Annotated in this window: 26 protein-coding genes; 21 read left to right on the top strand and 5 right to left on the bottom strand. The window is 67.6% G+C overall.

What is annotated here, in order from left to right; genetic code table 11:
- Positions 1-169 precede the first annotated feature (169 nt).
- Entirely contained in the window at positions 170-454 is a 285-nt protein-coding gene (locus JYG37_RS02485; RefSeq protein ID WP_089488069.1) for a multidrug ABC transporter ATPase, read from the bottom strand.
- Between the two features lie 175 nt (positions 455-629).
- On the opposite strand from JYG37_RS02485, the gene JYG37_RS02480 reads away from it, so the two are divergent.
- The 4 genes from JYG37_RS02480 (at position 630) to JYG37_RS02465 (ending at position 3,594) form a co-directional block, all read left to right on the top strand.
- Entirely contained in the window at positions 630-1,118 is a 489-nt protein-coding gene (locus tag JYG37_RS02480) for a MarR family winged helix-turn-helix transcriptional regulator (RefSeq protein WP_213345860.1), read from the top strand.
- A 178-nt stretch (positions 1,119-1,296) separates the two neighbouring features.
- Positions 1,297-2,853, top strand: a complete 1,557-nt coding sequence (locus JYG37_RS02475) for a DHA2 family efflux MFS transporter permease subunit (protein ID WP_050015755.1) — start codon at positions 1,297-1,299, stop codon at positions 2,851-2,853.
- A 109-nt stretch (positions 2,854-2,962) separates the two neighbouring features.
- Positions 2,963-3,211 (top strand): type II toxin-antitoxin system Phd/YefM family antitoxin, encoded by a 249-nt coding sequence (locus JYG37_RS02470; RefSeq protein ID WP_089488013.1) that lies wholly within the window; start codon positions 2,963-2,965, stop codon positions 3,209-3,211.
- Complete coding sequence (locus tag JYG37_RS02465; RefSeq protein WP_176016544.1) at positions 3,208-3,594, top strand: type II toxin-antitoxin system VapC family toxin; 387 nt, start codon at positions 3,208-3,210, stop codon at positions 3,592-3,594. The genes JYG37_RS02470 and JYG37_RS02465 overlap by 4 nt, the downstream gene beginning before the upstream one ends.
- 18 nt (positions 3,595-3,612) lie before the next feature.
- On the opposite strand, the gene JYG37_RS02460 is transcribed toward JYG37_RS02465, so the two are convergent.
- Positions 3,613-4,539, bottom strand: a complete 927-nt coding sequence (locus tag JYG37_RS02460; RefSeq protein WP_089488012.1) for a LysR family transcriptional regulator — start codon at positions 4,537-4,539, stop codon at positions 3,613-3,615.
- A 142-nt stretch (positions 4,540-4,681) separates the two neighbouring features.
- Here JYG37_RS02460 and JYG37_RS02455 point away from each other — a divergent pair, with 142 nt between their 5' ends.
- The 17 genes from JYG37_RS02455 (at position 4,682) to JYG37_RS02375 (ending at position 22,605) form a co-directional block, all read left to right on the top strand.
- On the top strand, positions 4,682-5,155 hold the full coding sequence (locus JYG37_RS02455) for a CidA/LrgA family protein (RefSeq protein ID WP_050015750.1): 474 nt from the start codon (positions 4,682-4,684) through the stop codon (positions 5,153-5,155).
- A 13-nt stretch (positions 5,156-5,168) separates the two neighbouring features.
- The gene (locus JYG37_RS02450; RefSeq protein ID WP_050015748.1) at positions 5,169-5,891 is read left to right on the top strand and encodes an LrgB family protein; all 723 of its coding nucleotides are present in this window, start codon (positions 5,169-5,171) and stop codon (positions 5,889-5,891) included.
- A 246-nt stretch (positions 5,892-6,137) separates the two neighbouring features.
- Positions 6,138-6,638: a flagellar basal body-associated protein FliL gene (fliL, locus tag JYG37_RS02445; RefSeq protein WP_179233119.1), complete on the top strand. Its 501-nt coding sequence runs from the start codon at positions 6,138-6,140 to the stop codon at positions 6,636-6,638.
- A 22-nt stretch (positions 6,639-6,660) separates the two neighbouring features.
- Positions 6,661-7,659 (top strand): flagellar motor switch protein FliM, encoded by a 999-nt coding sequence (fliM, locus tag JYG37_RS02440; protein ID WP_050015744.1) that lies wholly within the window; start codon positions 6,661-6,663, stop codon positions 7,657-7,659.
- Positions 7,652-8,155 (top strand): flagellar motor switch protein FliN, encoded by a 504-nt coding sequence (fliN, locus tag JYG37_RS02435; RefSeq protein ID WP_213345859.1) that lies wholly within the window; start codon positions 7,652-7,654, stop codon positions 8,153-8,155. Before fliM ends, fliN begins: the two co-directional genes overlap by 8 nt.
- Positions 8,152-8,727 (top strand): flagellar biosynthetic protein FliO, encoded by a 576-nt coding sequence (gene fliO / locus JYG37_RS02430; RefSeq protein WP_213345858.1) that lies wholly within the window; start codon positions 8,152-8,154, stop codon positions 8,725-8,727. The genes fliN and fliO overlap by 4 nt, the downstream gene beginning before the upstream one ends.
- 36 nt (positions 8,728-8,763) lie before the next feature.
- Complete coding sequence (gene fliP / locus JYG37_RS02425; protein ID WP_089488010.1) at positions 8,764-9,525, top strand: flagellar type III secretion system pore protein FliP; 762 nt, start codon at positions 8,764-8,766, stop codon at positions 9,523-9,525.
- Between the two features lie 16 nt (positions 9,526-9,541).
- On the top strand, positions 9,542-9,814 hold the full coding sequence (gene fliQ / locus JYG37_RS02420; RefSeq protein WP_006401718.1) for a flagellar biosynthesis protein FliQ: 273 nt from the start codon (positions 9,542-9,544) through the stop codon (positions 9,812-9,814).
- 23 nt (positions 9,815-9,837) lie between these two features.
- Positions 9,838-10,620: a flagellar biosynthetic protein FliR gene (fliR, locus tag JYG37_RS02415; RefSeq protein WP_089488009.1), complete on the top strand. Its 783-nt coding sequence runs from the start codon at positions 9,838-9,840 to the stop codon at positions 10,618-10,620.
- 187 nt (positions 10,621-10,807) lie between these two features.
- A complete protein-coding gene (locus JYG37_RS02410; RefSeq protein WP_089488008.1) occupies positions 10,808-11,812 on the top strand; it encodes an ABC transporter substrate-binding protein in 1,005 nt (334 codons plus the stop codon).
- A gap of 119 nt (positions 11,813-11,931) precedes the next feature.
- Positions 11,932-12,729, top strand: a complete 798-nt coding sequence (locus JYG37_RS02405) for an ABC transporter ATP-binding protein (protein WP_089488007.1) — start codon at positions 11,932-11,934, stop codon at positions 12,727-12,729.
- 58 nt (positions 12,730-12,787) lie between these two features.
- Positions 12,788-13,636: an ABC transporter permease gene (locus tag JYG37_RS02400; RefSeq protein WP_179233118.1), complete on the top strand. Its 849-nt coding sequence runs from the start codon at positions 12,788-12,790 to the stop codon at positions 13,634-13,636.
- An 88-nt stretch (positions 13,637-13,724) separates the two neighbouring features.
- A complete protein-coding gene (locus JYG37_RS02395; protein ID WP_089488068.1) occupies positions 13,725-15,092 on the top strand; it encodes a sensor histidine kinase in 1,368 nt (455 codons plus the stop codon).
- A 13-nt stretch (positions 15,093-15,105) separates the two neighbouring features.
- Complete coding sequence (locus tag JYG37_RS02390; RefSeq protein ID WP_089488005.1) at positions 15,106-15,783, top strand: response regulator; 678 nt, start codon at positions 15,106-15,108, stop codon at positions 15,781-15,783.
- Between the two features lie 282 nt (positions 15,784-16,065).
- A complete protein-coding gene (locus tag JYG37_RS02385; protein WP_089488004.1) occupies positions 16,066-17,196 on the top strand; it encodes a porin in 1,131 nt (376 codons plus the stop codon).
- A 358-nt stretch (positions 17,197-17,554) separates the two neighbouring features.
- Positions 17,555-19,573 carry a site-specific DNA-methyltransferase gene (locus JYG37_RS02380; RefSeq protein ID WP_089488003.1) on the top strand — a complete coding sequence of 673 codons (2,019 nt, stop codon included), beginning with the start codon at positions 17,555-17,557 and terminating at the stop codon, positions 19,571-19,573.
- On the top strand, positions 19,573-22,605 hold the full coding sequence (locus tag JYG37_RS02375; RefSeq protein ID WP_089488002.1) for a type III restriction-modification system endonuclease: 3,033 nt from the start codon (positions 19,573-19,575) through the stop codon (positions 22,603-22,605). Before JYG37_RS02380 ends, JYG37_RS02375 begins: the two co-directional genes overlap by 1 nt.
- A gap of 250 nt (positions 22,606-22,855) precedes the next feature.
- On the opposite strand, the gene JYG37_RS02370 is transcribed toward JYG37_RS02375, so the two are convergent.
- The 3 genes from JYG37_RS02370 to JYG37_RS02360 all read right to left on the bottom strand — a co-directional run bounded on the left by JYG37_RS02370 (position 22,856) and on the right by JYG37_RS02360 (position 24,043).
- On the bottom strand, positions 22,856-23,227 hold the full coding sequence (locus JYG37_RS02370) for a hypothetical protein (protein ID WP_176016549.1): 372 nt from the start codon (positions 23,225-23,227) through the stop codon (positions 22,856-22,858).
- A 233-nt stretch (positions 23,228-23,460) separates the two neighbouring features.
- On the bottom strand, positions 23,461-23,715 hold the full coding sequence (locus JYG37_RS02365; RefSeq protein ID WP_176016550.1) for a hypothetical protein: 255 nt from the start codon (positions 23,713-23,715) through the stop codon (positions 23,461-23,463).
- A 37-nt stretch (positions 23,716-23,752) separates the two neighbouring features.
- Positions 23,753-24,043, bottom strand: coding sequence for a hypothetical protein (locus JYG37_RS02360; protein ID WP_213345857.1), 291 nt, complete (start codon positions 24,041-24,043; stop codon positions 23,753-23,755).
- Between the last annotated feature and the right edge of the window lie 167 nt (positions 24,044-24,210).

Below are 24,210 nucleotides of genomic sequence, written 5' to 3'. Positions count from 1 at the left end.
GGTACGGTGCACGGCGGCCCGGATGTGTTACCGGCGCGGCCGGCCGGTTTACCGGCCATTACGGCTCGCTTGCGGGAAAACGGACGTGCGACCGGGCATACGACGCCGGTCACGCGTGACGCGGCCGGCGATCAGGCGGGATAGTGTGGAGCGTGAGAGCGCTGCGACGTCAGTGGCAGCGCGCGGGCACCGGGACGGGCTCGGCGGCGGCCCGCCATGTCGACGGCTCGGTTGCGGCCGGCTGGCTCGTGCGGCGGGCGCCGCCCTTCGCGTTGCGCTGCCGGCGATGATCGAACCATGCGAACCCGAGCGCCGCGAGCGAGCCGCCAGGCACGACCAGCATCGTCACGTACAGCGCGATCTTCCAGCCGCGGTGCGGCCCGGAGAACACATGATGAGCGGTATCGGTCAGGTTGCGGCGCAGCGCGCCGGCGGCATTTTTCAGGAACAGCATCGCGAACATCCTCGGGGTGCCCGGCAGCGCGGGCCAATCGGTCAGAACATCGTCTCCGGCAGTGCAACATGCACGTCGTAACTGGTTGACTCAAATAATATTGACTAAGCAATCATTTTTCAAGATACTGGGCGCGTTCAAACCCGAAACGCACTATTGCTGCGCGCGCAATCGTATGACCGGCGGCCTCTACGATCCCGAGAACATCGCGCTGGAAACGAGCCTCGGCTATTACCTGTCGAAGGCGAAGCAGGCGCTCGTCGAGCGGATGGATCGCGCGCTCGAGCCGCTCGACCTCACCGCGCAGCAGATCGGCGTGATCCTGCTGCTGTCGCGCGGCTACGCGCGTACGCCGTTCGAGCTGTCGCGCAAGATGGCGTACGACAGCGGGTCGATGACGCGCATGCTCGATCGGCTCGAACGCAAGGGGCTGATCGCGCGTGCGCGCAGCGAGCAGGACCGCCGGATGATCGAGCTGACGCTGACCGAGCGCGGCATCGAAGCCGCCCGCGCGCTGCCGTCGCTGGTCGCGACCGTGCTGAACGCGCAGCTCGAAGGCTTCTCGGCCGACGAACTCGCGACGCTCATCGGCCTGCTGCAACGCTTCATCGCCAACGGGCCCGGTTCGACCGGCTGCCCGACGCCCGACGAACCCGACTGCTGATGCGTGCGGAGACCCCATGTCCAGGTTTAAACAGTCGCTTATTTCTCTGTCTGGGCAGAAGATGACGAGGCACGCGCTCCGCTTTTCCCCTTTTTCATTCCACCCGGCCGGGCCGCGCTGCGTCGCGCGCCCGTGCGTTGCGCCGGCGCGTTGCGCGCGCCGCGTCTAGGAGATCCCGATGTCCGCCACCACGGCATCCGCCCCCGCCGCCGAACCGGCGCCGCTGACCGGCGGCGCGCTCGCGCTGCTGACCGTCGGGCTCGCGCTCGGCACCTTCATGGAAGTGCTCGACACGTCGATCGCGAACGTCGCGGTGCCGACCATCTCGGGCAGCCTCGGCGTCGCGACGAGCGAAGGCACGTGGGTGATTTCGTCGTACTCGGTCGCATCCGCGATCGCGGTGCCGCTGACCGGCTGGCTCGCGCGGCGGGTCGGCGAGGTGCGGCTGTTCACGCTGTCGGTGCTCGCGTTCACGATTGCGTCCGCGCTGTGCGGCCTCGCGACCAACTTCGAGACGCTGATCGCGTTCCGGCTGCTGCAGGGCCTCGTGTCGGGGCCGATGGTGCCGCTGTCGCAAACGATCCTGATGCGCAGCTACCCGCCCGCGAAACGCGGGCTCGCGCTCGGGCTATGGGCGATGACGGTGATCGTCGCGCCGATCTTCGGCCCGTTGCTGGGCGGCTGGATCAGCGACAACTACACGTGGCCGTGGATCTTCTACATCAACCTGCCGATCGGCGTGTTCTCGGCGACCTGCGCGTACTTCCTGCTGCGCGGCCGCGAGACGAAGACGTCGAAGCAGCGGATCGACGCGATCGGCCTCGCGCTGCTCGTGATCGGCGTGTCGTGCCTGCAGATGATGCTCGACCTCGGCAAGGACCGCGACTGGTTCAACTCGTCGTTCATCGTCGCGCTCGCGCTGATCGCGGTCGTGTCGCTCGCGTTCATGCTCGTGTGGGAGGCGACCGAGAAGGAGCCGGTGGTCGACCTCACGCTCTTCAAGGACCGCAACTTCGCGCTCGGCGCGCTGATCATCTCGTTCGGCTTCATGGCGTTTTTCGGCTCGGTCGTGATCTTCCCGCTGTGGCTGCAGACGGTGATGGGCTACACGGCCGGCAAGGCCGGCCTCGCGACCGCGCCGGTCGGGCTGCTCGCGCTCGTGCTGTCGCCGTTGATCGGGCGCAACATGCACCGGCTCGACCTGCGGATGGTCGCGAGCTTCGCGTTCATCGTGTTCGCGGGCGTGTCGCTGTGGAACGCGACGTTTACGCTCGACGTGCCGTTCAACCACGTGATCCTGCCGCGGCTCGTGCAGGGCATCGGCGTCGCGTGCTTCTTCGTGCCGATGACGACGATCACGCTGTCGAGCATCTCCGACGAGCGGCTCGCGAGCGCGTCGGGGCTGTCGAACTTCCTGCGCACGCTGTCCGGCGCGATCGGCACCGCGGCCAGCTCGACGTTCTGGGAGAACGACGCGATCTACCATCATGCGCGGCTGTCGGAATCGGTGAGCGTCTACGCGCAGAACACGACCGACTACCAGGGCGCGCTCGCACAGCTCGGCATCGTCGGGCAGACGGCCAATGCGCAGCTGAACCAGCTCGTCACGCAGCAGGGCTTCATGATGGCGACCAACGACTTCTTCCACCTGTCGGCGGTGATGTTCATCGCGCTCGCGGCGCTCGTGTGGATCACGAAGCCGAAGAAGGGCGCGGGGCCGGCGATGGGGCATTGAGGGCGCAGGACTGGAGACGGTACTTTCGGGCTACGTGCTCGCCTTGCGTGGATTGTCGGATTGAACTAAGCTAATAATTTCAGTGAACTTAGTTCAATTGGGGGACGTGATGCATACCTATAACATGCATGACGCAAAAACGAATCTGTCGCGTCTGATCGACGAAGCCGTGCATGCCGGCGAACCGTTCGTAATCGCAAAAGCCGGCAAGCCGCTCGTCAAGGTGGTTCCGATCAATGCGCCGGAGCCGGTCCGGCCGAGCCGGATCGGTTTCATGAAGGGGCAGATCCGCGTCCCGGACGATTTCGACACAATGGGCGGCGACGAAATCGGCAAGCTGTTCGAGGGTGACGCATGAAGTTGCTGCTCGACACACACTTGCTTCTGTGGGCGGCAGCCGGTGCAGCCGAGCTGCCCGCCCGCGCCAGCACACTGATCAACGATCCCGCCTATACACCGCTTTTCAGCGTTGCGAGCCTCTGGGAGATCGTCATCAGGCGTGGATTGGATCGCGACGATTTCCAGGTGGACCCAAACGTGCTCCGCCGCAATCTTCTTGATGCCGGCTACGTGGAATTGCCGATCACGAGCGCGCATGCACTCGCGGTCGAACAACTGCCGTCGATCCATCGCGATCCGTTTGACCGTCTTCTGGTCGCCCAGGCGATCTCGGAGGGCGTCACGCTGCTCACGCACGACCAAACCGTCGCGCGCTATCCGGGCCCGATCACACACGTCTGATTGCGTCGGGCATCGGCCTCACTCCCGCGCCCGCAATCCTCCAAACGCCAGATCGTCGGCCGGCGCGAGCGGCAGCGTCGCCCGCGCGACGTCGAGCCACGCGCGCGCCGCGTGCGACAGGTAGCCCTTCTTCAGCCAGCCGAGCGCGATCGCCCACGTGATTTCCGGCTCGACGATCGGCCGGCACGTGAACTGGCTCGCGTCGAGCCGCCGGCAATACGGCTCGGGCAGCAGCGCGATGCCGACGCCCGCATGCACGAGCGCGGCCATGAAATCCCAGTGGCCGCTGCGGCTCACGATCGACGGCGTGAAACCGGCTTGCCGGCACGCATCCAGCACCGCGTCGTGCAGCGCGAGGCTTTCCGCATAGAACACGAACGATTCCCGCGCGAGATCGGCGAGCGGCACGGCCGCGTGGTCCTCCCAGCGCGACTCGCGGGGCGCGACGAGCCACAGCGGCGCGCGCACCATCGGCAGTCGCTCGAACGTGCCGGGATCGACCGGCTCCAGCAGCCCGCCGAGTTCCAGCTCGCCCGACATCAGCGCCGCCTCGATCATCCGCGCGCCCTGCTCGAACAGCTTCAGCTCGATGTTCGGGTAGCGCTGCTTGTACGCGGCGATGATCGGCGTGAACAGCGAACCGCCGAGCGGCGGGATGCCGATCGTCAGCTCGCCGCGTCCGAGCGTGCCGAGATCGTTCAGTTCCGACTGCAGCTGCGCCTGCGCGGCGAGCACATCCTGGCCGCGCTGGAACACGATCCGCCCGGCGTCGGTCAGCACCATCTGCCGGCCGTCGCGCAGCAGCAGCGGCGAACCGATCTCGTCTTCCAGCGCCTTCACCATCTTGCTGATGGTCGGCTGCGTGACGAACAGCTTGTCGGCCGCCGCGGTGAAGCTCTGCTGGCGAACCACCTCGACGAAGTACCGCAGCGCGCGCAATTCCATCGATCACTCCCCAGATTGGTGCAGCTGAATTCAAAGCGAATTCCGAATTGGAATGACAAGGATAGAGACAAGTCATTTTATTTATGGTTAGGGGAAACCCTATACTTGCTCCATTGACAGAAACATCTGTAGGGAGCCCGCCATGAACAAGCCGACCGCCACTGCCGCCGCCCGCCCCGCCGCTTCGGGCAGCCTCGCGCACACGGGCCGGATCGTGCTGCAGGCCACCGCGCTCGGCGTGTTGTGGATGGCGGTCGACTGGGCCGTGCGCAAGGTCGGGCTGCCGATTCCGTCCGGTGTGATCGGCCTCGCGGTGCTGCTCGTGCTGCTGTTCTCGGGCCGCGTCGCACCGGCGTGGGTGAAGGACGGCGCGAACTGGCTGCTGTCCGACATGCTGCTGTTCTTCGTGCCGGCCGCCGTCGCGGCCGTGCAGTACGGCGGGCTGTTCCGCGAGGACGGCTGGCGCATCGCGCTGGTGATGCTCGCCGGCACCGCGTTCGTGATGGTCGCGGTGGCCGTCGCCGTCGATCTCGCCGCGAAGCTCGAACGCCGGCTCGCCGTGCAGCGCGTGTTCGCCGAACGCCGCCGCGCGCGCCTGAGCGCCATCGCGCACTGAGCCGGAGCCTTCCATGCTCGCCGCGCTATCGAACCTGCCCGCCGACCGGGTGAATACCGCCATCTCCGTCGGCTGCTTCGTGCTGACGATCGTGCTGTATTTCGCGTCGAAGCGCCTCTATGCGTACAAGAAGACGCTGCTGTTCTCGCCGCTCGTGTTCGTGCCGGGCGTGCTGGTGCTGCTCGTGCTGCTGACCGGCATCCCGTATTCGGTCTATTTCCGCGACACGCGCTGGCTGATGTGGCTGCTCGGCCCGGCGACGATCGCGTTCGCGGTGCCGATCTACGACTATCGCGACCTGATCCGCCGCCACTGGCTGTCGCTGTCGGTCGGCGTCGCGGTCGGGATCGGCGCGGGCGTGTGCGGATCGCTGCTGCTCGCGAAGCTGCTGCACCTGTCGCCCGAGCTGCAACGCTCGCTGATGACGCGCTCGGTGTCGACGCCGTTCGCGCTCGCCGTGTCGGACAAGATCCACGCGCCGAAGGACCTCACGGCCCTGTTCGTGATCGCGACCGGCATCTGCGGGATGCTGCTCGGCGAACTGGTGCTCGCGCTCGTGCCGATGCGCACGCGGCTCGCGCGCGGCGCGCTGTTCGGCGCGGCCGCTCACGGGGTGGGCACCGCGAAGGCGCGCGAGATCGGCAGCGAGGAAGGCGTCGTGTCGAGCCTGACGATGATGATCGCGGGTGTCGCGATGGTGCTGATCGCGCCGCTGCTGTCGCTGCTGCCGATCTGACGATGGATGCGCGGGCGGGCACCGCTGCCCGCCGGCCGCACTCCTTGCCCGAAAGCCCGGTTCCCGCCGGCCGCACGCCGTCCCGCTCCCGCCCGATCGTTTCCCCCCGCCGTTCCTGCCCCGCATCGCGCCGACGCCCGGCCGACAATCGGCTGAGATAGCCGCAATTCCCCCCTCTTTTCCGCCCATCGGCCTCGGCCCGGATGCCGAACAATGCATGCTACGAGACATCACGCACGCATTCACATGGCCACGACTGCAACCCCGACCGCCGACAAGCCGGCTTCCTCCGGCAAGTTCAAGCGCATCGCGCTCATCGCCGTCATCGCGCTGGGCGCGGCTGCCGCCGCCGCCGGCGGCATGTACGTGTTCCTGGGCAAGGCAGGCGTCGGCCATCCGAGCGCGCCCGCCGAGCCGGCGCCGCTTGCCGCGCCGGTGTTCTTCGCGCTCGACCCGCTGACCGTGAACCTGCAGTCCGACGACGGCGCGCAGCACTACCTGCGCGTCGGCCTGTCGCTGAAGCTCACCGACCCGAAGGCGCAGGAGCAACTGACCGCGCGGATGCCGGAAATCCGCAGCCGGATCCTGCTCGCGCTGTCGAACAAGCATCCCGAGGAGCTCGCGACGCCGGACGGCAAACGTTCGCTCGCGAAGGAGCTGCGGGAGCTGATCGAGCAGCCGACCCAGCCGGGCAACCAGCGCGCGAAGGTCGACGACGTGCTGTTCACCGAGTTCGTCGTCCAGTAACGCGGCCGCAAAAGGAGCGCGTATGGGTCACCAGGAGTTCATGTCCCAGGAGGAGGTCGATGCCCTCCTCAAGGGCGTCACGGGCGAAACCGATTCGGTCGACGAGCAGCGCGACACATCGGGCGTCCGCCCCTACAACATCGCGACGCAGGAGCGGATCGTCCGCGGCCGGATGCCCGGCCTCGAGATCATCAACGACCGCTTCGCGCGCCTGCTGCGGATCGGCATCTTCAACTTCATGCGGCGCACGGCGGAAATCTCCGTCAGCCAGGTGAAGGTGCAGAAGTACAGCGAATTCACCCGCAACCTGCCGATCCCGACGAACCTGAACCTGGTGCACGTGAAGCCGCTGCGCGGCACGTCGCTGTTCGTGTTCGACCCGAACCTCGTGTTCTTCGTCGTCGACAACCTGTTCGGCGGCGACGGGCGCTTCCACACGCGCGTCGAGGGCCGCGATTTCACGGCCACCGAGCAGCGGATCATCGGCAAGCTGCTGAACCTCGTGTTCGAGCACTACACGACCGCGTGGAAGAGCGTGCGGCCGCTGCAGTTCGAATTCGTGCGCTCGGAGATGCACACGCAGTTCGCGAACGTCGCGACGCCGAACGAGATCGTGATCGTCACGCAGTTCTCGATCGAGTTCGGGCCGACGGGCGGCACGCTGCACATCTGCATGCCGTACTCGATGGTCGAGCCGATCCGCGACGTGCTCAGCTCGCCGATCCAGGGCGAGGCGCTCGAAGTCGACCGCCGCTGGGTGCGCGTGCTGTCGCAGCAGGTGCAGGCCGCCGAGGTCGAGCTGACCGCGAATCTCGCCGAGATCTCGGCGACGTTCGAGAAGATCCTGAACCTGCGCGCGGGCGACGTGCTGCCGCTGGAGATCGAGGACACGATCACCGCGAAGGTCGACGGCGTGCCGGTGATGGAATGCGGCTACGGAATTTTCAATGGTCAATATGCGTTGCGCGTGCAGAAGATGATCGGCGCGAGCGATTCGATGAAGGAAGGTGGATATGAGTGAGCTGAACCAGACGCCCGACGACGACGTGCAGGCGATGGCCGATGCGGCCCTCGCGGCGTCGGCCGCCGCGGCATCGGCCGCCGACGCGAAGGCGCCGGCCGCGGCCGACGAAGAGCAGGGCCTCGACGACTGGGCGGCCGCGCTCGCCGAGCAGAACGAGCAGCCGGTGCAGGTGGGCGCCACGGGCGCCGGCGTGTTCCAGCCGCTGTCGAAGGCCGCGGCGAGCTCGACGCACAACGACATCGAGATGATCCTCGACATCCCGGTCAAGATGACGGTGGAGCTCGGCCGCACGAAGATCGCGATCCGCAACCTGCTGCAGCTCGCGCAGGGCTCGGTCGTCGAGCTCGACGGCATGGCCGGCGAGCCGATGGACGTGCTCGTGAACGGCTGCCTGATCGCACAGGGCGAAGTCGTGGTCGTCAACGACAAGTTCGGTATTCGCCTCACCGACATCATCACGCCCGCCGAACGCATCCGGAAGCTGAATCGATGAACGTCGTGAAGCCCGGCTGGCGCGTGTGCCGCGCGATCGCAGCGGCGGTGCTGGCCGCCGCCGCGTCGCTCGCGTGCGCGCCGGCCGGCGCCGCCGACATGAACGCGGTCAACCACGCCGGTTCGATCGCGTCGAGCGTGACGGTCGGCTCGGCCGTGCCGTCGCTCGGCATCGGCGCGGTGCTGCAGACGCTCGTCGGGCTCGCGGTCGTGATCGGCCTCGTATTCGCGTGCGCATGGCTCGCGCGCCGCTTCGGCTTCCAGCCCGCGCGACGCGGCGGCCCGCTGAAGGTCGTGTCGAGCGTCGGGCTCGGCGCGAAGGAAAGCGCGACGATCGTCGAGATCGGCGACACCTGGCTCGTGCTCGGCGTCGCGCCGGGCAACGTGCGGCTGCTGCATACGCTGCCGGCCGGTTCGGTGGCGGCCGCCGCGACCGCGGGGTCGACCTCGGCCGACGCGCCCGCCGGCGGCAACCCGTCCGACGGCACCCTGCCCGGCACGTTCGGCGCGCGGTTTCGCGACGCGCTCGCGGGCGAAGCCGCGAAACGCCTCGGTCGCGGCAAGGACCGCTGACATGGCGCCGCGCCCTCTTTCCGTCTCCGCACTCCGATGAAACACGCATTCCTGCATCACGCGGCGCGTGTCGCGCCCGTGCTGATCCTCTGTCTCGCGCCCGCGCTTGCGTGCGCGCAGGCGAACGGCCTGCCCGCGTTCAATGCGAGCCCGGGCCCGCACGGCGGCACCACCTATTCGCTGAGCGTGCAGACGATGCTGCTGCTCACGATGCTGTCGTTCCTGCCGGCGATGCTGCTGATGATGACGAGCTTCACGCGCATCATCATCGTGCTGTCGCTGCTGCGCCAGGCGCTCGGCACCGCGACGACGCCGCCGAACCAGGTGCTCGTCGGCCTCGCGATGTTCCTGACCTTCTTCGTGATGTCGCCGGTGCTCGACCGCGCGTACAACGACGGCTACAAGCCGTTCTCCGACGGCTCGATGCCGATGGAGCAGGCCGTGCAGCGCGGCGTCGCGCCGTTCAAGACCTTCATGCTGAAGCAGACCCGCGAGACCGATCTCGCGCTGTTCGCGAAGATCTCGAAGGCCGCGCCGATGCAGGGCCCCGAGGACGTGCCGCTGTCGCTGCTGGTGCCCGCGTTCGTCACGAGCGAACTGAAAACCGGCTTCCAGATCGGCTTCACGGTGTTCATCCCGTTCCTGATCATCGACATGGTCGTCGCGAGCGTGCTGATGTCGATGGGGATGATGATGGTGTCGCCGTCCACCGTGTCGCTGCCGTTCAAGCTGATGCTGTTCGTGCTCGTCGACGGCTGGCAACTGCTGATCGGCTCGCTCGCGCAGAGCTTCACGTAAGCGGAGGATCCACGCGATGACGCCTGAACAAGTGATGACGCTCGCGCACCAGGCGATGATGGTCGGCCTGCTGCTCGCGGCCCCGCTGCTGCTGGTCGCGCTCGCGGTCGGCCTCGTCGTGAGCCTGTTCCAGGCCGCGACGCAGATCAACGAAGCGACGCTGTCGTTCATCCCGAAGCTGCTCGCGGTCGCCGCAACGCTCGTGATAGCCGGCCCGTGGATGCTGACGACGATGCTCGACTACCTGCGGCAGACGCTGCTGCACGTCGCGACGCTCGGCGCCGGCTGAGCCGCGCGCAGCACCCGGCGACGATGTTCTCGGTCACCTATGCGCAGCTCAACGGCTGGCTGACGGCTTTCCTGTGGCCGTTCGTGCGGATGCTCGCGCTCGTCGCGACGGCGCCCATGGTCGGCCACGCGGCCGTGCCGGTGCGCGTGAAGATCGGCGTCGCCGCGTTCATGGCGCTCGTCGTCGCGCCGACGCTCGGCGCGATGCCGGACGTCACCGTGTTCTCCGCGCTGGGCATCTGGATCCTCGTCAACCAATTCCTGATCGGCGTCGCGATGGGTTTCACGATGCAGCTCGTGTTCGCGGCCGTCGAAGCGGCCGGCGACTTCATCGGGCTGTCGATGGGGCTGGGCTTCGCGACCTTCTTCGATCCGCATTCGAACGGCGCGACGCCCGCGATGGGGCGGTTCCTGAACGCGGTCGCGATGCTCGCGTTCCTCGCCGTGGACGGCCACCTGCAGGTATTCGCCGCGCTCGCCGCGTCGTTCCAGTCGCTGCCGGTGTCGGGCGAGCTGCTGCACGCGCCGGGCTGGCGCACGCTTGCCGCGTTCGGCGCGACCGTGTTCGAGATGGGGCTGCTGCTGTCGCTGCCGGTGGTCGTGGCGCTGCTGATCGCGAACCTCGCGCTTGGCATCCTGAACCGCGCGGCGCCGCAGATCGGCATGTACCAGATCGGCTTTCCCGTCACGCTGATCGTCGGGCTGTTGCTCGTGCAACTGATGATCCCGAACCTCGTGCCGTTCGTGTCGCACCTGTTCGACATGGGGGTCGATGCGATGGGGCGGGTGTTGATCGGGTGGCGGTAGGCGCGCTGCCGCGTCGCTTTCGGCTTGCGTCGGCGACCGCCGCCCGCATGCCGCCCCGCTGTTTTCTGGAAAACCCCTAAAGGATCCGCCCCCCCGCGAAAGGTTGCAGAAGGTTTCGCCTCCCTATACTCGTTAAGACGATGCAGCAAGCATCGCGCCATACGAATACAACGAAGGAGACGACCCGATGCGACCCATCCTGCGCACCCTCGCCGTGGCAGCCAGCCTGAGCTGCGCGCTCGCCGCTCACCCCGCTTTCGCCGACGACGGCGGCAAGATCACGATCATGGTCGGCGGGATCGCGAAGCTGATCTACCTGCCCGCGCGGCTCACGCAGGAGCTTGGCAATTTCAAGGCCGAAGGGCTCGACGTCGAGCTGCTGTCGCAGCCGGCCGGCGTCGACGCCGAGAACGAGCTGCTCGCGGGCGCCGTGCAGGGCGTCGTCGGCTTCTACGATCACACCATCGACCTGCAGAGCAAGGGCAAGGACGTGAAGGCGATCGCCGTGTTCGGCCAGGTGCCGGGCGAGGTCGAGATGGTGTCGACCAAGGCCGCGCCGACCTTCAAGTCGATGGCCGACGCGAAGGGCAAGACGCTCGGCGTCACGGGCCTCGGCTCGTCGACGAGCTTCCTCACCCAGTATCTCGCGCTGCAGCACGGCGTGCCGTCGACGCAGTACACGATGCTGCCGGTCGGCGCGGACGCGAGCTTCATCGCCGCGATCAAGCAGGGCCGCATCGACGCCGGGATGACGACCGAGCCGACGGTGTCCGCGCTCGAGAAGATGGGCGACGCGAAGGTGCTGGTCGACCTGCGCACGCTGGAAGGCACGCGCGCCGCGCTCGGCGGCACCTACCCGGCCGCGAGCCTGTACGTGCAGTCGGCGTGGGTCGATGCGCACAAGGCGGAGGCGACCAAGCTCGCTCACGCGTTCGCGAAGACGATGCAGTTCATCCACACGCACAGCGCCGAGGAAATCGCCGCGAAGATGCCGGCCGACTACCAGAAGGACAAGGCGCTGTACGTGGCCGCGCTGAAGGCGTCGCTGCCGATGTACACCGCGGACGGCAAGATGCCGGCCGACGGCCCGGCGACCGTGCTGAAGGTGCTGTCGGCATTCAACCCGTCGGTGAAGGGCAAGCACATCGACCTGGCGCGCACCTATACGAACGATTTCGTGAACGCGAAGTAACCAATCCCGGCAAAGGCGCCTGCGGCGGCGATCCCGCCGCCGTGCGTTCCCCGTTCCGGCCCGGTTGACCGGCCCGGCGCCGCCACTGCGACGCCCTCCTCACCCGCAGGATCAATGCGATGAATCAGGCAGTCTCCCCGAGCACACCGGCGATCGAGTTTCGCAATGTGTCGTGCCGCTTCATTTCGCCGGAAGGCAAGGCCACCGTCGCGTTGCGCGACTTCAGCATGAGCGTCGCGCGCGGCGAATTCATCGCGATCGTCGGCCCGACCGGCTGCGGCAAGTCGACGACGCTGAACCTGATCACCGGGCTGCTCAAGCCCGTGTCGGGCGAAGTCCGCGTGATGGGCCGCCCGGTCGACGGGATCGACCCGCGCATCGGCTTCGTGTTCCAGGCCGACGCCGTGTTCCCGTGGCGCAACGTGATCGACAACGTCGCGGCGGGCCCGCTGTTTCGCGGCCGCTCGAAGGACGTCGCGTACGCGCAGGCCGAGGAATGGATCCGCAAGGTCGGCCTCGACAAGTTCGCGAAGCACTATCCGCACCAGCTCTCCGGCGGGATGAGAAAGCGCGTCGCGCTCGCGCAGACCTTCATCAACCAGCCGGAAATCCTGCTGATGGACGAGCCGTTTTCCGCGCTCGACATGCAGACCCGCACGCTGATGCAGGACGAGCTGCTGCAGCTGTGGTCCGCGAACAAGGGCTCGGTCGTGTTCGTCACGCACGATCTCGAGGAAGCGATCGCGCTCGCCGACCGCGTATTCGTGCTGACCGCACGCCCCGCGACGCTCAAGCGCGTATACGAAATCGACCTGCCGCGCCCGCGCGTCATGTCGGAAGTGCGCTACGACCCGCGCTTCATCGAAATTTCCAAGGACATCTGGCACGACCTGCGCGAAGAAGTGCAGATCGGCTGACGCATACGCCGCACGACAAGCACCGGCAAGAAACAGCAAGGACAGGAGCATGACCGACATGACGCTTCCCACCACCGCCCTTCCGGCGACCACGCTCGAGGACGACGAGCGCGCCGCGCAACGCCGGCTGCGCCGCCGGCGCAACCTGATCGTCACGCTGCGGATCGCCGTACTCGTGATCGTGCTGGGCGGGTGGGAACTCGCCGCCCGGCTGAAATGGATCGATCCGTTCTTCTTCTCGATGCCGTCGCTGATCTTCGAGCAGATCCAGGACTGGTTCGTGAACGGCACGTCGCAGGGCCCGCTGCTCACGCAGGTGTGGGTCACGCTCGAGGAAACCGCGATCGGCTTCCTGATCGGCTCGGTGGCCGGCGTGATCTGCGGGATCGTGCTCGGCCGCAACAAACTGATGGCCGACGTGTTCGGCCTGTACATCCAGATCGCGAACTCGATTCCGCGCGTCGTGCTCGGCTCGGTGTTCGTGATCGCGCTCGGCCTCGGGATGGCGTCGAAGATCGCGCTGGCCGTCGTGATGGTGTTCTTCGTCGTGTTCGGCAACGCGTTCCAGGGCGTGCGCGAAGCGGATCGCTACCTGATCGCGAACGCGCAGATCCTCGGCGCGTCGCGCCGGCAGATCACCACGTCGGTCGTGATCCCGTCCGCGTTGAGCTGGATCCTCGCGAGCCTGCACGTGAGCTTCGGCTTCGCGCTGGTCGGTGCGGTGGTCGGCGAATTCCTGGGTTCCAAGCAAGGGATCGGGCTGTTAATCTCCACCGCCCAGGGCGCGTTCAACGCGAGCGGCGTGTTCGCGGCGATGATCGTGCTGGCCGTGGTCGCGCTGGCCGCCGACTACCTGCTGACGCGGATCGAGAAGCGGCTGCTGAAGTGGCGCCCCGCGGCGTTCTGAACGCTGCCGATCGACGCCTGACATGACTCATCCGACCGCGCCGGCGACCCCGGCGCGGTTCGGCTTTTCCGAGAAGGAGCGCAACAGGATGGCGCACAGCCTGCGCGGGCGGCTGCTGTGGTGGCTGCTGCTGCCGCTCGCGGTGTTCGTGCTGATCGCGGGCGCGATGTCGTACGACACCGCGCGGACCACGGCCGGGCTCGTGCAGGACAGCGCGCTCGTCGCGTCCGCTCGCACGATCGGCGAGGACGTCGAATGGCGCAACGGCCGGCCGGCGGCCGACGTGCCGCCCGCCGCGCTGGAGATCTTCGAATCGCCGTCGGGCGACTCGGTGTTCTACAAGGTGATCGACGGCCACGACCGCCTGCTCGCCGGCAATCCGGTGCTCGACCTGCCCGCGCGGCACGGCATCGAACCGACGTTGTACGACACGTCGCTCGACGGCGTGCCGCTGCGCGCGGTGGCCTACGACCGCCAGCTGTACGACGAGGGGCAGGTCGAGACGGTCACCGTGGTCGTCGCGAAGACGACGCGCTCGTACGGCGCGATGGTCGCGACGATCTGGCGGCCGCAGTTGGTGCGCCTGTCGCTGATGCTGGTGCTCGCGGTGGTGCTCGTCTATCTCGGGCTCACCTTCGAGCTGCGCCCGCTGATGAAGCTGAAGGACGACGTGGCCGACCGCGGGCCGATGGAACTGGAGCCGATCCGCCCGGAGCGACTGCAGCACGAACTGCGGCCGATCGTCGACGCGATCAACCAGTGCATCGCGCGCCTGAACACGCATACGGCCACGCAGCGCCGCTTCATCGCGGATGCCGCGCACCAGTTGCGCACGCCGATCGCGGTGCTCGACACACAGATCCAGTACGCGCAGCAGCGCGGCAACGACGATCGTGAACTCGCGGCGGTGCTCGACAGCATGCAGCGCAGCAGCCGCAAGATGGCCGACGTGACCGACAAGCTGCTGCTGCTCGCACATGCGGAAGCGACGCCGTCCACGCTCCTGACCCACCGCGTCGACCTGGCCGCGGTGGTGTCGAGCGTGCTGGAGGAGACGATCGTGCTCGCGCAGCGGCGCGACATCGACCTCGGCGCCGATCTCGGCGAGCAGCTCGACGTCGCGGGCAGCGATAGCCTGCTCACCGCGCTGGTGATGAACCTCGTCGACAACGCGGTGCGCTACACGCAGCCGGGCGGCTGCGTGACGGTCTGCGCGCGGCGCGACGGCGACGCGATCGTGCTCGACGTGGTCGACGACGGCCCCGGCATCCCGGCCGAAGCGCGGCCGCACGTATTCAAGCGGTTCTACCGCGTGTCGGCCGATACCGAGGGCTCGGGCCTCGGACTCGCGATCGTCCGCGAGATCGCGCAGGCGCACGGCGGCAGCGCGTCGCTCGCGCCGGGGCCCGGCAATCGCGGTATCGTCGTGACCGTGCGGTTGCCCGCTTTCGACTGAAGAGAACGCCGTCATGAAACTTTTGCTGGTCGAAGACAACGCCGAGCTCGCGCACTGGATCGTGAACCTGCTGCGCGGCGAGGATTTCGCGGTCGACTGCGTCGGCGACGGCGAACGGGCCGACACGGTGCTCAAGACCGAACGCTACGATGCGGTGCTGCTCGACATGCGCCTGCCCGGCATCAGCGGCAAGGAAGTGCTCGCGCGGCTACGGCGCCGCAACGACAACGTGCCGGTGCTGATGCTGACCGCGCACGGCTCGGTCGACGACAAGGTCGACTGCTTCGGCGCGGGCGCCGACGATTACGTCGTGAAGCCGTTCGAATCGCGCGAGCTGGTGGCGCGCATCCGCGCGCTGATCCGCCGGCAGGCCGGCGTCGGCACGACGCAGCTCGTGTGCGGCGATCTCGTCTACGCGTTCGGCACGCGCGAATTCCGCTGCGGCGACGCGGTGCTCGCGCTGCGGCGCCGCGAGCACGCGATCCTCGAAACGCTGATGCTGCAGCAGAACAAGACGGTCTCGAAGGCGCGGCTGATGGACAGCGTGTTCGCGCTCGACGACGAGCCCAGCGCCGACGCGATCGACATCTACATCCACCGGCTGCGCAAGCATCTCGCCAGCAGCACGGCCGAGATCATCACGCTGCGCGGGCTCGGTTACATCCTGCGCATGAAGAGCGCGCACGATTGACGCGGCGCGCTTCCCGCCTTCCACACATCAATTCGTAGCACGAATCATCATTGCGGCCTGCCGGACGCCCCGCAGGACCGCTTCCGCAGGCCTGCCCGATCCGCGATTATTGCGCGTTCGGTGTTTTCACCGATCCGATTCTTTCCTCCGGGAAAGCGTCGTGAAGGATTGCCCCCTCTACGATGCCATGCGTCGGCCCTCTCGCTGTGGCCGGCAAGAGTCGGCATACATTACGTACTGCCAACGACCGGATTTCAATGCGGCAGCTCGGAGGAGACGATCTTGAAACGAAAAACCCTTGCCCTTTCCATCGCGGCGGCTGGCCTGTGCGCCGGCACCCAGGCGCATGCGCAGTCGAGCGTGCAGCTCTACGGCCTGATGGACCTGAGCTTTCCGACCTACCGGACCCACGCCGACGCGAACGGCAAACACGTGATCGGCATGGGCAACGAAGGCGAACCGTGGTTCAGCGGCAGCCGCTGGGGCCTGCGCGGCGCTGAAGACATCGGCGGCGGCACGAAGATCATCTTCCGCCTCGAAAGCGAATTCGTGGTCGCGAACGGCCAGATGGAAGACGAAGGCCAGATCTTCGACCGCGACGCGTGGGTGGGCGTCGAGGACGAGCGCTTCGGCAAGCTGACGGCCGGCTTCCAGAACACGATCGCGCGCGACGCGGCCACGATCTACGGCGATGCGTACGGTTCCTCGAAGCTGACGACCGAGGAAGGCGGCTGGACCAACTCGAACAACTTCAAGCAGATGATCTTCTACGCGGCCGGCCCGACCGGCACGCGCTACAACAACGGCGTCGCGTGGAAGAAGCTGTTCAGCAACGGCATCTTCGCGAGCGCCGGTTACCAGTTCAGCAACTCGACGCAATTCGCGACCGGCTCCGCGTACCAGGCCGCGCTCGGCTACAACGGCGGGCCGTTCAACGTGTCGGGCTTCTACAACCACGTGAACCACGGCGGCTTCCGGAACCAGACGTTCTCGGTCGGCGGCAACTACACGTTCGACATCGTGCGCCTGAATGCCGGCTACTTCCGCTACAACGGCGACCAGGGCGCGCTCGGTCAGCGTCACGACAATTCGTGGACGGTGTCGATGAAGATCGCGCCGAAGGGCGCGCTCGACTACGAGCTCGGCTACCAGCAGATGCGCATCAAGAACGCCGCGAACAACGCGGACGGCTTCACGCCGAATGCCAACCTCGGCGCGTTCAGCCTGACCAACGGCGTCGCCAACGGCTTCAAGGAGACGATCTACGGGTCGGTGTTCTACCACCTGAGCAAGCGCACCGAGGTGTACCTGGCCGGCGACTACATGAAGCTGCACGGCGGCTACACGGTGTCGTCGACGTTCGGCGCGAAGAACCAGCTCGAACTGACGTCGGGCATCCGGACGCGCTTCTGACCTGAGGCAATCATCCGGGCGGGGCCCGTCGGGCCCTGCCTCACCCTCCATCCGGGATTCTCCATGCGGGCACGCCGGCGCTTTGCGCCGACCGTGCCCTTTTTTTCGTCCCTTGTTCGTCTTTTTCGCGGCGTCGCCGGGGTCCGCCGCGCGCCCGCCGGCCGCCCCGTGCGACAACCGGCCCGAACCCGCTTCCAGCCCGTCCGGCGGGCGATCGCGGCCGATACAAGCACGTTCGTCGCACATCGGTGCTTGACCTGCGCCGACCGACTCGCTAGCGTTTCGGGTTTGCCCGGGCGGCCATTGCCGCCGGTGCCGTGAGCGCGCCCGACGTCCTGGCGCGCGCGGCCGGGCTCCGATGGAAAAGACGATGCAGAAACTCGATGCGGCCAGCCCGCAGGCGATGTCGACGGATTTCACCGCCGACAACGTCGCGCGCCTGAAGGCGCTGTTCCCCGAACTCGTGACCGAAGGCCCGGACGGCGCGTCGGTCGACGTCGACGTGCTGAAGGCGCTGGTCGGCGAGCGCACGGTCGGCGACGCCGACGAGCGCTACGGCTTTCACTGGCACGGCAAGCGCGCCGCTCGCCAGGCCGCGCTCACGCCGTCGACGGGCACGCTGCGGCCCTGCCCCGACGACAGCGTCGCGTGGGACGACACGCGCCATCTGGTGATCGAGGGCGACAACCTCGACGTGATGAAGCTGCTGCACAAGAGTTACGCAGGCAAGGTGAAGCTCGTCTACATCGATCCGCCGTACAACACCGGCAGCGATTTCGTCTATCCGGACGACTTCAGCGACAGCATCCGCCACTACCTGGCGATGACGGGCCAGACCGAAGCCGGCGTGAAGCGCAGCACCAACACCGAGGCGAACGGCCGGTTCCACACCGACTGGCTGAACATGATGTATCCGCGCCTGAAGCTCGCGCACGCGCTGCTGTCCGACGAAGGGCTGATCGCGGTGCACATCGACGAGCACGAAGTGCATGCGCTCGTGCTGATGCTGCGCGAGATCTTCGGCGAGGAAAACGAGCTCGGCGTGGCCGTGTGGGACAAGCGCAACCCGAAGGGCGACGCGCGCGGCGTCGCGTACCAGCACGAATCGCTGGTGCTGTTCGCGCGCAACGCCGAGACGCTGCTCGAACAGGCGCCGCTCAAGCGCCCGAAGCGCAATGCGCAGCGCATGCTCGACGCCGCGCACGACGCGGTGTACCGCAGCGGCAACCCGAAGGACGCGCAGAAGGCGTACCGCGCGTGGATGAAGGCGCAGACCAACCTGTCCGGCGGCGAGGTGATGTACGACCGGCTGTCGGCGGAAGGCCGCGTGTACCGCCTCGTGTCGATGGCCTGGCCGAACAAGAAGAAGGCCCCGGACGAATATTTCACGCCGCTGATCCACCCGGTCACCGGCAAGCCGTGCGCGATGCCGGCGCGCGGCTGGCGCAACCCGCCCGCGACGATGCAGGCGCTGCTTGAGCGCGGCCAGATCGAATTCGGCCCGGACGAAACCACGCAGCCGCAGCGGATCTACTACCTCGACGAGAACATGTACGAGAACGTGCCGTCGGTGCTGCCGTTCGCGGGCTCCGACGACGCGCTGTTGAAAACGCTCGGCATCCCGTTCGACCTGCCGAAGCCGGTCGACTTCGCGGCCGCCGTGATCGGCTGGTGCACGCGCGGCGACGACATCGTGCTCGACTGCTTCGCCGGCTCCGGCTCGACCGGCCACGCGGTGATGCAGGTGAACGCGACCGACGGCGGCGCGCGCCGCTACATCCTCGTGCAGCTGCCCGAGGCGCTCGACCGACGCGACAAGACGCAGACGGCAGCCGCCGATTTCTGCGCGAAGCTGAAGAAGCCGCTGACGCTCGCCGAAATCACGAAGGAACGCCTGCGCCGCGCCGCGCAGCAGGTCGCGCGCGACTATCCGGAAAGCTATGGCGACCTGGGTTTTCGCGTGTACCGGCTCGACACGACCAACGTGATCGAGTGGGACCCGCGCCGCGACGACTTCGACCATGCGCTGTTCGCGTCCGTCGAACACGTGAAGACCGGCCGCACCGAGGACGACCTGCTCGCCGAGCTGACGCTGAAGCTCGGCCTCGACCTGTGCACGCCGGTTGAGCATCACCAGGTGGCCGGCAAGACGGTGCACCTGATCGGCCGCGCGATCGTCGCGTGCTTCGATGCGCGCATTTCGCGCGACGACGCGGGCCCGCTCGCCGACGGCATCGTCGACCTGCTGGATGCGACCGGCGCGTCGCGCGACGTCACGTGCCTGTTCCGCGACAGCGGCTTCGTCGACGACGTCGCGAAGCTCAATCTCGCCGCGCTGCTCGAACAGCACGGCGTGAAGCGCGTGCGGAGCCTGTGATGCGGCTGCATTTCGAAGCGGATCTCGACTACCAGCGCGAGGCGATCGACGCCGTCTGCGACCTGTTTCGCGGGCAGGAATCGTATCGCGGCGACTTCAGCGTGCTCGCGAACGCCGCGCCCGGCACGACGGCCGCCGCGCAAGGCTCGCTCGGCTTCGCGGTGTCCGAGCAAGGCGTCGGTAACCGGCTGTCGCTGACCGACGACGCGCTCGCACGCAATCTCGCCGACGTGCAGTTGCGCGGCGGGCTGCCGCCGTCCGGCCTGCCCGGCTCGCGCGACTTCACCGTCGAGATGGAGACCGGCACCGGCAAGACCTACGTGTACCTGCGCACGATCTTCGAGCTGAACCGCCGCTACGGCTTCACGAAATTCGTGATCGTCGTGCCGTCGATCGCGATCAAGGAAGGCGTGCACAAGACGCTGTCGATCACCGAGGATCACTTCCGTGCGTTGTACGCGGGCGTGCCGTACGACTACTTCCTTTACGACTCCGCGAAGCTCGGCCAGGTGCGCCACTTCGCGGCGAGCGCGGCGATCCAGATCATGGTGATGACGGTCGCCGCGATCAACAAGAAAGAGATCAACAACCTCTACAAGGACAGCGAGAAGACCGGCGGCGAGAAGCCGATCGACCTGATCCGCGCGACGCGGCCGATCGTGATCGTCGACGAACCGCAAAGCGTCGACGGCGGCCTCGAAGGGCGCGGGCGCGAAGCGCTCGCCGCGATGGCGCCGCTCTGCACGCTGCGCTATTCGGCCACGCACGTCGACCGCCACCACATGGTGTACCGGCTCGATGCGGTCGACGCGTACGAGCGCAAGCTCGTCAAGCAGATCGAGATCGCGTCGGCGATCGTCGAGGATGCGCACAACAAGCCGTACGTGCGGCTCGTCGGCGTGTCGAACCGGCGCGGCGCGATCAGCGCGCGCGTCGAGCTCGACGTCGCGACCGCGGCCGGCGTGAAGCGCCAGATCGTGTCGGCCACCGACGGCGACGATCTCGAGCGCCTGACCAAGCGCGCGCTGTACGCGGGGCTGCGGATCGGCGAAGTGCATGCGGTCAAGGGCGCCGAATACGTCGAGCTGCGCCATCCGGAAGGCGAGGCGTTCCTGTCGCTCGGCGAGGCGTTCGGCGACATCGACACGCTCGCCGTGCAGCGCGAGATGATCCGCCGCACGATCCGCGAGCATCTCGACAAGGAGCTGCGCCTCGCCGAACGAGGCGTGAAGGTGCTGTCGCTGTTCTTCGTCGATTCGGTCGAGCGCTATCGCCGCTACGACGAGAACGGCGTGCCCGTGAAGGGCGACTACGCGCTGATCTTCGAAGAGGAATATGCGCGCGCGGCGCGCGTGCCGGCCTACCGTGCGCTGTTCGACGGCGTCGACGTCGCGCTGGAAGTCGAGCGTGCACACAACGGCTACTTCTCGATCGACCGCAAGGGCGGCTGGACCGACACGAGCGAAAGCAGCGCGGCGGCCCGCGAGAACGCGGAACGCGCGTACGGCCTGATCATGCGCGAGAAGGAAGCGCTGCTGTCGTTCGACACGCCGCTCAAGTTCATCTTCTCGCACTCGGCGCTGAAGGAAGGCTGGGACAACCCGAACGTGTTCCAGATCTGCACGCTGCGCGACATCCAGACCGAACGTGAGCGCCGCCAGACGCTCGGCCGCGGGCTGCGCCTCGCGGTCGACCAGGACGGCGAACGCGTGCGCGACGCGGGCGTGAACACGCTCACCGTGATCGCGACCGAGCGCTACGAGTCGTTCGCGGAGAACCTGCAGAAGGAAATCGAGGCCGATACGGGCATCCGGTTCGGGATCGTCGAGGAACACCAGTTCGCGGCGCTGCCGGTGCAGGAAGACGACGGCCCCGCGCATGCGCTCGGCATCGAGCTGTCGCGCGTGCTGTGGAACCATCTGCACGAGCAGGGCTACGTCGACGCGCAGGGCAAGGTGCTCGACCGGCTGAAGGATGCGCTGCGCCAGAGCGCGCTCGTGCTGCCGGACGCGTTCGAGCGACTGCGCGCGCCGATCGTCGCGACGCTGCGCAAGCTGTCGGGCCGCTTCGCGGTGCGCAATGCCGACGAGCGCCGCGCGATCGCGTTGCGGCGCGATGCGTCGGGCAAGGCCGTCGTGTTCGGCGAGGATTTCCGCGCGCTGTGGGACCGCATCCGCCATCGCACCGTGTACCGCGTCGAGTTCGACAACGCGAAGCTGGTGCGCGACTGCACGGCCGCGCTGCGCGACGCGCCGGACATCGCGCGCGCGCGGCTGCAGTGGCGCAAGGCCGAGATCGACATCGGCAAGGCCGGCATCGAGGCGATCGAAGTAGCAGGCGCCGGCACGGTGCTGCTCGACGAAGGCGAGTTGCCGCTGCCCGACCTGCTCACCGAGTTGCAGGACCGCACGCAGCTCACGCGTCGGTCGCTCGCGACGATTCTTGCCGACAGCGGCCGGCTCGACGATTTTCGCGTGAATCCGCAGCAGTTCATCGCGGTCGCGGCCGACGCGATCAACCGCTGCAAGCGGCTCGCGCTGGTTGCCGGCATCGCGTACCGCAAGCTCGGCGAGCGCCACGTGCATGCGCTCGAATCGTTCGAGAGCGAGGCGCTGACCGGCTACCTGCGCAACCTGCGGCCGGACGCGCGCAAGTCGATCCACGAAGCGGTCGTGTGCGAGACGGACGCCGAGCGCGCGTTCGCCGATGCGCTCGAAGCGCACGACGGCGTGAAGCTGTACGCGAAGCTGCCGGCGTGGTTCCGCGTGCAGACGCCGCTCGGCAGCTATCACCCGGACTGGGCCGTGCTCGCGGAACAGGACGGCGGCGAGCGGCTGTACTTCGTCGTCGATACGCCGAATGCGGACGGCCACGTGCCGAGCGAGCACGAGCGCGCGAAGCTCGCGTGCGGCGAAGCGCATTTCCGCGCGCTGGTCGAGGGTGACGGCGCGGCGCGCTTCGTGCGCGTCGGGCAGGCGGATGCGCTGTTCGAACCGGCCGCGATTGCGCCACCGGCGGGCGGCGGGCGGTAACACGAAGGGCGGCGACGAGCCGCCCTTTTTTCATGGGCCGGCGGTGTCCTTCTTCCCCCGTCGAATCCGTCCGTCAAGCGCGTGAAAGCGGTTCGTATGATGGCGGACTGGGCGGCCCGGTTACGGCTGGTTGCAAATCGGGTCGGTTCGACGTTTCGGCGCGACGGTCGCCTCAGCCGCTTGTGTCGCTTGTGCCGCCGCAATGAAAAAAAGGCGCCGAAGCGCCCTTCCCCGTCCTGCGTGCGCCGGCTTACAGCGTGCGGCCGAACGCGTTGCGGTGCGTGTGAGGCGTGGACGTCTTGCCGTGCGTGGTATGGCTGTGCGTATGCCCGCGGCCCGGCTGCGTGCCCGCGCGATCGGCGATCGTGTCGGAACGGTCGGCCGCGCGCGCGAGGCCCTTGTCGCGGTCGCCCGCACTGAAGCCGTTCGAGTTGCTCAGCGCCTGGCCGCTCATGTGACCGGCCGACATGCCGCCCGCGTTGCCACCCATCCCGCCCATCCCGCCTGCGCCGTGACCGCCGCCATTGCCACCGCCATTGCCGCCGGCTGCCGCATTCGCGGAGACGGCACCCAGTGCGAGCAGCGCGGCTGCCAGCACGGACAGATATCGTTGGGTTTTCATTGTTTGCTCCCTGGAGCGTGTTCGAATGATTGCATTCTAGGAACGCGCGGTTTCCGCGCGACTCGACGTTGTAAATGATCGTAACGACGCGCATCGCGCGCATTCGTCCGATCAATTTGCCGTATGCCGGCTGCGTGCGCGGAATGCGCGGCCGGCCGTCGCCGAACAAGGAAGTTGCAAGGCGGAAGCGGCGCGTGCCGTTCCGCCGGTCGATGAAGATGCTAGCTCGGCGCTTATTGCGCCGGCAGCATCCGTTGCGCAGCCGCCTTGTGCTGCGCGGCCTGCTCCTGCTCGTGCTGCTTCGCGACGTGATGGCCGACGATACAGCCGCCGACTGCGCCGACCACCGCGTGGTGCCCCGCATAGTGGCCGGCCACCCCGCCGACCACCGCGCCCTTCATGCAGCCCGCCGCGTGCGCGCTGCCGATCGTTGCGAGCGCAACGACAGCGGCGGCGGCACACAGCCTGATGTATCGCACGGGCATCATGTTTTCATCCTCCTCTTGCGACGATCAGATGGGCCGCTTAATCCCAGCGGCCGCCACGCCAGCCGCCGCGCTCGCGCCATTCATGGCGGCGCCATTCGCGTTCGCGCCATTCGCGCTGACGCCAGCCGTCGCCGCGCCAACCGTAGTCGCGGTAGCCGACCGGCGCGTACATCACCGGCGGCGGCGGCGCCACATAGACGGGCGCCGGCGCCGTGTAGATGCCCGGCACGCCGATGCCGACCGACAGGTCGACGTGGGCCGACGCGACGCCCGAGGCTGCCAGCGCCGCTACACCGAGAACTGCACCGAGAATAAGTTTCTTGCTCATTTCGCGACTCCCTGCACGTGTCGTGCGTCATGTGACTACGGTTCGGAGTCTAGGCACCGGACGCTGACACAGGTGAAACGGGTATGCGAGACAGGTAACGGACGTTTACGGGTGCCCGCAAAGCCTTATGGAGCAAGGGAAAGGCGACGTTCCGGACACCGTTGCAG

The organism is Burkholderia sp. LAS2 (assembly GCF_018417615.1).
Classification (GTDB): Bacteria; Pseudomonadota; Gammaproteobacteria; order Burkholderiales; family Burkholderiaceae; genus Burkholderia; species Burkholderia sola.
This window is presented reverse-complemented; position numbering and strand designations above follow the sequence as displayed.